Consider the following 11,682-nt stretch of genomic DNA (forward strand, 5'->3'; position numbering starts at 1 on the left):
ACCTCTATGAGCCGCTGACACCGCAGTTGACGAATCCTGCTGAAGCCTGAAGGGAGGAGCATTCATAAAAATATGCCAAATCTGACGTTGTATATTTCTCAAGAACATATTGACAGGTTTACTGATCGCCACGATTTAACGCGTGCCTGCAGTACGCTCTGCACAGGTATTCTCGGCGCAGAATCGGAAAATGTTCATATCATCTATGTCGAGGTAAAACCCGGATGCGGACATCCGGTCTATGCCGAACTTTTTTATCGTCTGACAATATTGCGTACGCCAGAGGTCATGGAGAACTTTATGCGTGGGTTAGAACGGACCATTCGCGAAGCTTCAGGTCTCACAGCGCGTATTCGCTGCTTTGGCTCTGTGGCACCACACCTATTTGCGCGCAATTAACCAGAGGTAACGATGAACCATTCTTCTTTTTCAACCCATCATATTGGCGATTTTCTGGTGACTGCGCTTAGTGATGGCACAATGTCAGCCAGTCTGGATTTGCTGTCAGGCATTGAAACAGCTGAAGCCGCGGCTATTCAAGGCTGCGCCCGGGTCTCTGAACCCGGTAATATCCATATCAACGGGTATCTTATTCAGGGCCGGGGGCGAACTATTCTGGTCGATACCGGTACGGGCGGGCTGAACAATGTCGCCGGGCAACTCAAAGAGAATCTTGGCGCTGCTGATATCAGCCCCGATGACGTGGATACCGTGTTACTGACGCACGGCCATCCTGACCATATTGGTGGGCTGTTGGATGCAGAAGGTCAGCCCGTTTTTAAACAGGCCGAACTTCATCTTCACCCGCTTGAAGCACAATACTGGCGGGATGATGAACGATTCAACCTCGCCAATGAGCGTGGGCAGCGTAATTTTCATCTGGCCCGCCGGACGTTAGACGCGTATGCCCGGCAGGTGCGCTTATTTGATGAGAGGGAGATAATGGAGGGTATTCTCCCGGTATGGCTGCCAGGACATACGCCAGGTCATAGCGGATTTCGCATCACTTCCGGGGATGAATGCTTATTGATCTGGGGAGACATTGTCCATTTCCCGCATATTCAGTCAGCATGCCCGGGTGTTTCCATTGTTTTTGACTGTGACCCCCTTCAGGCCGAAGAAACACGAAAAAAAATCCTGGCGCAAGCGGCAAATGAAAAACTGCTCGTTGCAGGAATGCATTTAGATGGATTAGGTTTTGCCAACGTGATAAGAGCTGGTACTGGATACCGGATTGTCTACCGGGAAAACGATCGTCCGCAGGGCGAGATTTACAACCGGAAAGAAGGGCGTTAAGGGGAGGCCGATATTACCCCTTGATACACCGAAAGCCGCACTTGGGAGCCCCGGTTGTGCGAAGGTAAACTGGCGCGGAGTGACCCGCAAAAAAACCACCCGTAGGTGGTTTTTGTTGTGGTCGACGGCCGGGAGAAAAGTCAATTGTCCCAGGCGTGGGGAGCGAACAGATACCCTTTATTGCGCACCGTCTTGATGCGATAGGGTTCGGTCGCGCTGTCGAGCAGTTTCTTCCGCAGGCGCGAAATCGCCACATCCACGCTGCGATCCATACCATCGTAACTGACGCCACGCAGGTTTTTCAGCAGCGCATCACGATCCATAATCTGTCCGGCGTGAGTGGCCAGTTCCCATAACAGCTCAAAATCAGCAGTTGAAAGCGCCACGCTCTCGCCACCGAGCAGCACCTGACGGTTAACCGGGTCGATAAGCAGTGAACCGAATGCAATCGATTTATGTGGCGTGAGCGATGCCGGGGCACTGGTCAAGGGAGAGGCGACGTGCTGGCGTAAATGGAGGCGCAGACGCGCCAGCAATACGGCAGGCGGTGTGGTCTTCAGAATGTAATCGCTGGCGCCCATTTCCAGCGACAAAATATGGTTCATATCGCTGTCAAGCGAGGTGAGCAACACAATCGGACCTTGCCATTGGCCGCGCAGATCGCGGCATAGCGTCATGCCGTCTTTGCCGGGCAACATAATATCCAGCAACACCAGGTCGGGTTTTTCGCGCGCGATAACCTCTTCTGCCCGGTCACCTCGTGGTTCAACCACCACTTCCATATCGTGCTTTCCGAGATAAGCGGCAATCAGGGTGCCAACTTCCGGATCATCCTCAACAAAAACGATCTTATTCATATCTTACTTGTACTGGAAAAAGAATTAACATACACCGCTACCAGACGACCTGCCATTAATCTTTTATAAAAATCGGACTCAGCGTTCGCTTCGCGCATTGGGCGCACAGCAGGTTAGCTAAGCACCAGGTGAGATTTGAATGGTATTGTGAATATAGGTGCTTTCGCTATGCTACAGCAACTGGTTGTTTAAAGGTTAAGGCTAAAGGAATGGGGTTGTTGATAAAAGGGCTGCTCGGGGCGTTGGTCGTGGTACTGATTGGCGTACTGTCTAAAAGCAAAAATTATTATATCGCAGGTTTAATTCCGTTATTTCCGACCTTTGCTCTGATTGCACATTATATTGTGGCCAGCGAGCGCGGGATTGAGGCGCTGCGAACCACGATCATCTTTGGAATGTGGTCAATCATTCCCTATTTTATCTATCTGTTGCTGCTCTGGTACTTCATCGGAATGATGCGCCTGCCGTGGGCATTGGCGGGCGCGATAGGATGCTGGGTTCTGTGTGCCTGGCTGCTGATTCTCGTTTGGAGCCGGTTCCACTAACGCAGATGTCTGCCGCCGTCCACAGCAAAAGAGCGGCCCGTAACGAACCGACTGGAAAAGAGATAATCGAGCAGGCCGATAATCTCTTTTTCGCCCGCCACGCTTTTCATCAGCGATTTATCCAGCGCCTGCTGGCGATATTCGGCGTCGTCGCCCTCATTAAACATGATCAGCGAAGGGGCAATGGCGTTAACCTTAATCTCTGGCGCCAGTTTGCGGGCAAATGAGCGGGTCATATTATCCAGCGCAGCTTTACTGGCTGCGTAGGCGATGTGTTTATCGCTGCCGCGTTCAACGACATAGTCAGTGATATGAATAATGTCGCTGGCGGCGTGCCCGTGTCCGCGCAGGAGAGGTTCCAGCACGTGGTTGAGCAAATAGGGAACATGAACGTGGATTTGCGTCATGCTGGTCAGCACCGTGGTTAGCGGAACGCCCGGCTTTTCAGCCATCCAGTCGCTGGCGTTATGAATGATAGCGCGCAGACCTTGGGCGGCGTGGTGTTTTACCGTTTCGGCGAAGGCTATTATCTGTTCATCGGTACTAAAATCGGCGGCAAGACAGATGGCCCCAGCTTCGCGCAGTGCGTCAATGGCCGGGTAGTGCGTGCGATAGCTGACGATAACGGGCTGCTGCTGATCCAGAAAATGGTGCGCCAGCGCAAGGCCGATGCGGCGGCCTCCACCGGTAATGAGTATCGGGCGAGGCTGTCGGACAGTCATAAGTTTCTCCTTTGAGTTCAGCAGCAGGGCGACCGCTTACCCCACCAGCATCCACGTTGCCGGTACGGCGGCAACCAGCAAAAAACCAATTAAGGCTAATTCACGGCGTTTAAGCATGCGATCGTGCTGGTGTGTACGGCGAGCGTACAGGAAAACCAGAAGACCCGGAGCGTAAAGTACCACTGACAACAATAAATGCACAGGTCCGGACGCATATAATAACCATAAGCCATAAATACATGCGCCGACGCCTACTGCCTTATGCAGCGGACGTACCGCAATCTTCAGCAGAAAGGCGCCCACGAGGAAATAGGGTACCAGAATCATCTCGGATGCGATGGTCAGTAACGTATTGTAGTCAGACTTCGTCAGCCAGATCAGCACCAGCGACACCTGAACGCTGAGATTGGTTAGCCACAGCGAGGCCGACGGGGCATTGTTTTTATTCTGCCGGGCGAAGCGGCGCGGAAATGCTTTATGCGTCGCGGCCAGCCAGGGGACTTCTGCCGCCATAATGGTCCAGCTCAGGTAAGCACCGCACACGGAAATAATCAGCCCGGCAGCGATCACCACTTCACCCCATGAGCCCATCATTTTGACCATCAGACCGGCCATCGAGGGATTACGCATTTCGGCCAGTTCAGGACGGGCGATCACGCCTAAAGAGAGCAGGGTTACCAACAGATACACCGTCAGCGCTGAGAGGACCGCCAGCAGCGTCGCGCGGCCGACATCTTGTTTATTGCGCGCGCGCGCGGAAACCACGACCGCACCTTCCACGCCAATAAATACCCACAGGGTGATCAGCATGGCGTTCTTCACCTGTTCCCAGACCGGTACGCCGAGCGCCAGGCCACTAAAATCAAGGCGGAACGTCTCCAGACGAAAGGCGATGACGGCGAGAAGTATAAATGCACCGAGCGGGATCAGCTTGGCCAGGGTGGCGACCAGATTAATGCCTGCGGCGGTCTGGACACCGCGCAGGACCAGGAAGTGCACGACCCACAGCAGTACCGAAGCGCCCGCGATCGCCTGCCAGGTATTACCGTTGCCGAAAATAATGGTGTTCGGAGTGTCGGTAAAGAAACTGAGTGCGGCAAAAACAATCACCAGATAAGAGACGTTGGCGATCACCGCGCACAGCCAGTAGCCCCAGGCGGAGCAAAAACCGACGAGCTCACCGAAACCTTCCCGGGCATAGGTGAAGATACCGCCGTCAAGATCGGTACGAATGCGCGTCAACAGCAGCATGGCGAAGGCGAGGAACAAAATCCCCATGCCAGTGATCGCCCAACCCATCAGCAGCGCCGATGGGCTGGCGACGGCCGCCATATTTTGCGGCAAGCTGAACACGCCTGCGCCCAGCATTGAGCTCAGTACCAGGGCGGTCAAGGCGCTGAGGCCCAGTTTTTTTTCCATTGTATTCTCGGGATGACAGCAGTGAATCAAGAATATTTATTTGGCGAAATCGCATAAAAATGGAGGATTACGCTAAGGCGCGGGATTTTACGGAGTGTCTTGTGCGCATGCAATGGTGGCGTATGAAAAAAAACAAAAAGGCGGCAAGTTGCCGCCTTTTTGCACATGCTGATGCGATTATTTATACAGATCGGCGCTGATGGTGATGTTACCGCCACGTTCCTGCCACTGGCGGGTAATGTGGTAGTACTTCGCTCCTTTCTTCGCAGCACGCTTGGCGGTCTGGTAAGAAATTTCGGTCATGTTGCCGTAATTACCGGTGAATTTGATGCTGTCAAATGGCGCCATCTGGGCCGCGGTGATCTTGTTCACTTCTTCGATTTTGGTGCCATCCGGCAGCGTGACAGTGTAACGCCCGCCTTTTGAGGACTGCGTTTCGAAGAAACGACCGACGCCGGTGCCGGAACCGACGGCTGCCGTGGTGGCAACGCCTGGGATTTCGACGTTTTTCGCAGCGCTACCGCCTTCAGCCAGCGCCGCACGCCCGGCTTCAGAGTCGGCCGGGATCGCATCCGGGCTCTGAAGAACACGTTTTTTCGCATCGGCTTTATAGATATAGGCAGTGATACGCTGGTTACCGCCCTGGTTAGCATCAACCTGACGGACAATAAAGAAGGAAGCAGCACCTTTGGCTTTTGCCGCTTTGGTGATCGCATCATTCACTTCCGGCTGGCTGCGATAAAAGCCCTGGACGGTCACGGTATCAAAAGGCTCAAGCTCGACGGCCTGATCTTTAGGTAATTCCATGACGCCATTGATGACGCGATTTTTCGGGGCATCGGCCTGCGGGGCATTGTCTTTATACAAGTCTGCCGTTACGCGCCAGTTGCCGCTGTTGCCATAATCAGATGTGTCGACAACATAAAATGAGGCGGCGCCATCTTTGTCCGCTTTACGGGACATGGCTTTTACCGCATCGCCGATGGCATTAAAACGGCCTGTGATCACCACGCGATCGTAGGGTTTTAGCGCCGCCGCCTGCTCCGGAGTCAGCTCGGTCGCTGCATGGGCTGACAACGCTGTCGTAGCCAGGAGAGCAGACGCCAGGAGTGAGTTCTTAAGCTTCATAAAAATAATCCTTTGCCTTGCGCAAACCATGTACTGGTATTGTTGTTGACTGATAACGCTCGATTATTGCATTTAAAAGGAGTGACTGTCTGCGTCATTTTTTGCTTACCGCCCGAAACGTGCGTCACAATAATATAACAATTTCTGATATGTTGAAAAAACAGCCGCTTGACCAGCAAAATTGATAATCAATACCACTTTTATAAGTTAATGTAATGTTAATGTTATGTTCTTGCTGGCGATTAATGGCGTATAACGGCATCGGTTAAGCGATTTATCAGGCCTGGTCATAAATTTTAGGTAAATATTGCTGCCTGACACGGTTCGCGATGCGTTTTACCAATAAAATCAAAATTTCTGTTTTATCGCAGTAGATCACAATCGCTATTTTCAGTAGGTTATAAAAAGTTTGTTACTGTTTCATTTTTTCAGTCAATGGAAAAGAAACGGCATGTTTTGCCGCTTGACCGTAGTCTGTAAGAAAAGAAAAACCATCATCAAAAACCGATGGAAGGGAAAACTATGCGTATCGGGGTACCAAAAGAACGGTTTGCCAATGAAACCCGCGTCGCTGCCACGCCGAAAACGGTGGAACAGCTACTAAAACTCGGGTTTACCGTTGCTGTTGAAAGCGGCGCGGGTCATCTGGCAAGTTTCGATGACGAAGCCTTTGTCCTGGCGGGTGCCGAAGTTGTAGACACCGCTGAAGTCTGGCAGTCATCCATTATTCTGAAGGTGAACGCACCGGAAGAACATGAAATTGCATTACTCAATCCAGGCACCACGCTGGTGAGCTTTATCTGGCCTGCGCAAAATCCTGAACTGATGCAAAAATTAGCGGCTCGCAACATCAACGTGATGGCGATGGATTCGGTGCCGCGCATTTCTCGTGCCCAGTCGCTGGATGCGCTCAGTTCGATGGCCAACATTGCCGGCTATCGTGCGATTGTTGAAGCGGCCCATGAATTTGGTCGCTTCTTTACCGGGCAGATCACCGCCGCCGGGAAAGTTCCGCCGGCGAAGGTTATGGTTATTGGCGCCGGCGTCGCCGGACTGGCGGCCATCGGCGCGGCGAACAGCCTTGGCGCGATTGTCCGTGCTTTCGATACACGTCCAGAAGTGAAAGAACAGGTGCAGAGTATGGGTGCCGAGTTTCTGGAACTGGACTTTAAAGAAGAGGCGGGCAGCGGCGATGGTTATGCCAAAGTGATGTCCGAAGCCTTTATCAAAGCCGAAATGGCACTGTTTGCCGCACAGGCCAAAGAGGTGGACATCATCGTCACCACGGCCCTGATCCCGGGTAAACCGGCGCCGAAGCTGATTACCCGTGAAATGGTTGACTCCATGACCGCAGGCAGCGTGGTGGTCGATCTGGCATCGCAAAACGGCGGCAACTGTGAGTACACCGTTCCTGGCGAAGTGGTGACTACCGCCAACGGCGTGAAGATCATTGGCTATACCGACCTACCGGGCCGTCTGCCGACGCAGTCCTCGCAGCTGTACGGGACTAACCTGGTCAACCTGCTGAAGCTGCTGTGCAAAGAGAAAGACGGCAATATCACCATTGATTTTGATGATGTCGTTGTGCGCGGCGTGACGGTGGTTCGCGAAGGCGAAGTGACCTGGCCGGCGCCACCGATTCAGGTTTCTGCCCAGCCGCAGGCTGCAGCTAAGCCCGCAGATGCGCCGAAAGAAGCAGAAAAACCGAGCTCCCCGTGGCGCAAATACGCGCTGATGGCGCTGGCGATTATTCTGTTTGGCTGGCTTGCCAACGTGGCGCCGAAGGAGTTCCTCGGTCACTTTACCGTTTTCGCGCTTTCCTGCGTGGTGGGTTATTACGTGGTATGGAACGTTTCTCATGCGCTGCACACACCGCTGATGTCGGTGACCAACGCTATTTCAGGGATTATCGTTGTCGGAGCGTTACTGCAGATCGGCCACGGTGGCTGGGTCAGCTTCCTGAGTTTTATCGCGGTGCTGATCGCCAGCATTAATATTTTTGGTGGTTTCACCGTTACTCAGCGCATGCTGAAAATGTTCCGCAAGAACTAAGGGGTAGCACATGTCTGGAGGATTAGTTACAGCTGCATACATTGTTGCCGCTATTTTGTTTATTTTTAGCCTTGCGGGGCTGTCAAAGCACGAAACTTCGAAACAGGGCAACATGTTCGGGATGGCCGGGATGGCGATCGCGCTGTTGGCGACCATTCTTGGTCCGGATACCGGCAAGGTAGCGTGGATTATCCTGGCGATGGTTATCGGCGGCGCGATCGGTATTCGCCTGGCGAAGAAAGTTGAAATGACCGAAATGCCGGAGCTGGTTGCCGTTCTGCACAGCTTTGTGGGCCTGGCTGCGGTGCTGGTGGGCTTTAACAGCTACTTGTATCACGAAGCGGGTATGGAACAGATCCTGGTGAACATCCACCTGACGGAAGTGTTCCTCGGCATCTTCATCGGTGCGGTGACCTTCACCGGCTCGATTGTGGCCTTTGGCAAATTGCGCGGCAAGATTTCGTCTAAACCGCTGATGCTGCCGCATCGCCATAAGCTGAACCTGGCGGCGCTGGTGATTTCCTTCCTGCTGCTGGTGGCCTTTGTTCGCACCGACAGCACAGGAACTCAGGTTCTGGCGCTGCTGGTGATGACGGTTATTGCTCTGGCCTTTGGCTGGCATCTTGTGGCTTCGATCGGCGGGGCAGATATGCCGGTAGTGGTCTCAATGCTGAACTCCTACTCAGGCTGGGCGGCGGCGGCGGCGGGCTTTATGCTCAGCAACGACCTGCTGATTGTGACCGGGGCGCTGGTGGGCTCGTCGGGTGCCATTCTGTCTTACATCATGTGTAAGGCGATGAACCGCTCATTCTTCAGCGTAATTGCCGGCGGTTTTGGTACCGATGGGTCCTCTACCGGCAGCGATGAAGAAGTGGGCGAACACCGTGAAATCAGCGCCGAAGAGACCGCGGAAATGTTGAAAAACTCGCACTCGGTGATCATTACCCCAGGCTACGGCATGGCGGTTGCACAGGCGCAGTATCCGGTGGCGGAAATCACTGAAAGACTGCGTGCCCGTGGCATCAAGGTGCGCTTCGGTATTCATCCCGTTGCCGGTCGTTTGCCTGGGCACATGAACGTGCTGCTGGCGGAAGCGAAGGTGCCGTACGACGTGGTACTGGAAATGGATGAGATCAACGACGACTTCACCGATACCGATACGGTGCTGGTTATCGGCGCCAACGACACCGTTAACCCGGCCGCGCAGGACGATCCGAAGAGTCCTATTGCCGGGATGCCGGTGCTGGAAGTGTGGAAAGCGCAAAACGTGGTGGTCTTTAAGCGCTCGATGAACACAGGCTATGCCGGTGTTCAGAACCCGCTGTTCTTCAAAGAGAACACCCATATGCTGTTTGGCGATGCGAAAGCCAGCGTCGACGCGATTCTGAAAGCGTTGTAATGGCTGGCATCCTAAATAATGTTTGATTCTGAAGCCGTCTCTGCTGAGACGGCTTTTTTATATATACAGCAAGGTCATGAATTGCTCATAAAATCATCAGCCCGCAGTGCTATACTAAGCCTGTTTTTTCATCACTCTGAGGATATTATGGATACCGAATTAACCCCGGCGCAAATGGCAATCGAGTTTCTGCGTCGTGACCCAACAGCATTAACCCCCGCGCAGTACCTGAAAAAATTCAAACTTCTTGAGCTGGAATTTGCGGATTTGATGTCGCTCTCCTCCAGCGAGCTGAAAGAAGAGATCGATCATGCCTGGCGCTTAGGTATCCATTAAAAGCCTTGTGGTAAAAGCATTGTTGCTTTGTATGTGTTGTCGATGACGGGGCCGAAAGGCCCTTTATTTTTTCCGTAGCGAGGGCAGGGCCCGGGCGAGAAACCGTTTAAAAACCCCTGCCGAAGCAGGGGTGCGTATTTTATCCAGCATCAACCGGCGATGAATTAATCGTCGTCCTCGTCATCCATTTCAACCGGCGTTTTGTACTGCTCAGGCTTGAGGACCAGCAGGTCGCAGCGCAGATGGTCGATGACCTGCTCGGCGGTATTGCCAAGAAAAGCCGCTGACAGTCCGGTGCGCCCGACGGTGCCCAGAACCACAATCCCCGCTTGCAGGTGTTCAGACAGGTCAGGAATAACTTCTTCCGGTAGTCCTTTTTCAACGTGGGTACGGTTTTCATCAATGCCGAATTTTTGCCGCAGGGCCTTCATGGCCAGCAGATGCTGACCGCGAATGGCATCGTTGTAGATACTGGGGTCAAAATCGGGTAGTTCGATGGCGATATTAATCGGTGTTACCGGGTAGGCGCCCACCAGATGGACTTCGGTATGATTAACCTGGTCCGCCAGTTCGAGGGTTTCTTTAACCAGTTTTTCGTTTAACGCGTCGTGGTAATTTTCTTCACTGGCGAGATTGACGGCCACCAGCGCTTTGCCGCCTTCCGGCCACGGCTGATCTTTAACCATCCAGACCGGACATGGACATTTACGCAGCAGATGCCAGTCGGTCGGGGTGAAAATAACGGCCTCCAGCTTGTCATGCTGGTGCGCCATTTTCAGCAGCAAATCGTGTTTGTCACTGAGGATTTCCTGGATAATGGCTTCGAAGGGGCGATTGTGCCACACCACCTTAATCTCAATAGGAATGCCGGACTCAATATAAAACCGGGCCTGTTCTTTGATCCAGGCGCTACGTTGACTGATAACGCCCTGGCGCATCGCCGTCCGCTCGTCGGGCGACAGCAAGGTTGTCATCTCATAGGAAAAATCGTAGATCGGCAAAAAGGCTTTGATGCGTCCACCAATCCGTTGGTGTAGATACACCGCACGCCGCAATGCAGGCTGGTCGTCCTGATTGGGGTCGATTACTACCAGCATGTTCTGATACTTCGCCATACAGGGTCTCCTTACAACTGTAACCACAGTCTGTAATTAAAAAGATAACCTATATGGATGAAATGAAACAGGGGATGACCCTGGCCAAATCAACAAATCAGAAAAAAATGAGCGATCTGGCGGGGGATAAAGAGCATCAGGCGACGTTGCGGGCCTGACCAGCAAGTTGAGCGAGCAGGTCGCTATTTTCGATGGTGATGTATTTGCCTTTTACCGCCAGCATGCCGCTTTTCTGGAAACGGCCCAGCAGACGGCTGATGGTTTCGACGGTCAGACCGAGATAGTTGCCGATATCACCGCGGGTCATCGTCAGGCGGAATTCGCGAGGTGAGAAACCGCGCTGGGCGAAACGACGGGATAAATTATAAATAAAGGCCGCCAGACGCTCTTCCGCATTCTTTTTGGAAAGCAGCAGAATCATGTCCTGGTCGCCTTTGATCTCGCCGCTCATCAAACGCATCATCTGCTGGCGCAGATTTGGCATTTTACCGGAAAGATCGTCCAGCGTTTCGAAAGGGATTTCGCAGACCATCGAGGTTTCCAGAGCCTGTGCAAAGCTCGGATGCAGCGCGGTACCAATGGCGTCAAAGCCAACTAAATCCCCCGCCAGGTGGAAGCCGGTAATCTGCTCGTCACCTTGTTCGGTAATGGTATAGCTTTTAATGGTACCAGAACGAATCGCATACAGAGATTTCAGCTCATCACCAGCTTTGAATAAGGTTTGCCCTTTCTGGATTGGCTTTTTACGCTCGATGATATTATCCAGCTGATCAAGCTCGTGCTCGTTCAGAGTAAAAGGGATGCAAAGCTGAC

At 53.0% G+C, this 11,682-nt stretch carries 12 protein-coding genes; 6 read left to right on the top strand and 6 right to left on the bottom strand.

What is annotated here, in order from left to right; genetic code table 11:
• The first annotated feature begins 72 nt into the window (after positions 1-72).
• Positions 73-399, top strand: a complete 327-nt coding sequence (locus ACZAHD_RS18295) for a hypothetical protein (RefSeq protein ID WP_462458043.1) — start codon at positions 73-75, stop codon at positions 397-399.
• 12 nt (positions 400-411) lie between these two features.
• Positions 412-1,296, top strand: coding sequence for an MBL fold metallo-hydrolase (locus ACZAHD_RS18300; RefSeq protein WP_462458044.1), 885 nt, complete (start codon positions 412-414; stop codon positions 1,294-1,296).
• A gap of 140 nt (positions 1,297-1,436) precedes the next feature.
• Here ACZAHD_RS18300 and rstA read toward each other — a convergent pair whose 3' ends face one another.
• Complete coding sequence (gene rstA / locus ACZAHD_RS18305) at positions 1,437-2,153, bottom strand: two-component system response regulator RstA (protein WP_462458045.1); 717 nt, start codon at positions 2,151-2,153, stop codon at positions 1,437-1,439.
• A 209-nt stretch (positions 2,154-2,362) separates the two neighbouring features.
• Between rstA and ACZAHD_RS18310 the strand changes: the two genes are divergently transcribed.
• Entirely contained in the window at positions 2,363-2,698 is a 336-nt protein-coding gene (locus ACZAHD_RS18310) for a GlpM family protein (RefSeq protein ID WP_462458046.1), read from the top strand.
• Here the strand turns inward: ACZAHD_RS18310 and folM are convergent.
• The 3 genes from folM to ydgH all read right to left on the bottom strand — a co-directional run bounded on the left by folM (position 2,695) and on the right by ydgH (position 5,967).
• Positions 2,695-3,420 carry a dihydromonapterin reductase gene (folM, locus tag ACZAHD_RS18315; protein ID WP_462458047.1) on the bottom strand — a complete coding sequence of 242 codons (726 nt, stop codon included), beginning with the start codon at positions 3,418-3,420 and terminating at the stop codon, positions 2,695-2,697. The genes ACZAHD_RS18310 and folM overlap by 4 nt on opposite strands.
• A gap of 36 nt (positions 3,421-3,456) precedes the next feature.
• The gene (locus ACZAHD_RS18320) at positions 3,457-4,839 is read right to left on the bottom strand and encodes an amino acid permease (RefSeq protein WP_462458048.1); all 1,383 of its coding nucleotides are present in this window, start codon (positions 4,837-4,839) and stop codon (positions 3,457-3,459) included.
• 177 nt (positions 4,840-5,016) lie between these two features.
• Entirely contained in the window at positions 5,017-5,967 is a 951-nt protein-coding gene (gene ydgH / locus ACZAHD_RS18325; RefSeq protein WP_462458049.1) for a DUF1471 family protein YdgH, read from the bottom strand.
• Between the two features lie 522 nt (positions 5,968-6,489).
• On the opposite strand from ydgH, the gene pntA reads away from it, so the two are divergent.
• The 3 genes from pntA (at position 6,490) to ACZAHD_RS18340 (ending at position 9,754) form a co-directional block, all read left to right on the top strand.
• The gene (pntA, locus tag ACZAHD_RS18330) at positions 6,490-8,019 is read left to right on the top strand and encodes a Re/Si-specific NAD(P)(+) transhydrogenase subunit alpha (protein WP_462458050.1); all 1,530 of its coding nucleotides are present in this window, start codon (positions 6,490-6,492) and stop codon (positions 8,017-8,019) included.
• Between the two features lie 10 nt (positions 8,020-8,029).
• Entirely contained in the window at positions 8,030-9,418 is a 1,389-nt protein-coding gene (gene pntB / locus ACZAHD_RS18335; protein WP_462458051.1) for a Re/Si-specific NAD(P)(+) transhydrogenase subunit beta, read from the top strand.
• A 147-nt stretch (positions 9,419-9,565) separates the two neighbouring features.
• On the top strand, positions 9,566-9,754 hold the full coding sequence (locus ACZAHD_RS18340; RefSeq protein ID WP_004862559.1) for a YdiH family protein: 189 nt from the start codon (positions 9,566-9,568) through the stop codon (positions 9,752-9,754).
• Positions 9,755-9,918: 164 nt separating this feature from the next.
• Here ACZAHD_RS18340 and uspE read toward each other — a convergent pair whose 3' ends face one another.
• Together uspE and fnr are read right to left on the bottom strand one after the other, a co-directional pair.
• On the bottom strand, positions 9,919-10,869 hold the full coding sequence (gene uspE / locus ACZAHD_RS18345; RefSeq protein ID WP_462458052.1) for a universal stress protein UspE: 951 nt from the start codon (positions 10,867-10,869) through the stop codon (positions 9,919-9,921).
• A gap of 136 nt (positions 10,870-11,005) precedes the next feature.
• A partial coding sequence (gene fnr, locus ACZAHD_RS18350) for a fumarate/nitrate reduction transcriptional regulator Fnr (RefSeq protein ID WP_462458053.1) occupies positions 11,006-11,682 on the bottom strand: 677 nt, incomplete at its 5' end.

This window comes from Raoultella sp. (assembly GCF_039594335.1).
Lineage (GTDB): Bacteria > Pseudomonadota > Gammaproteobacteria > Enterobacterales > Enterobacteriaceae > Klebsiella.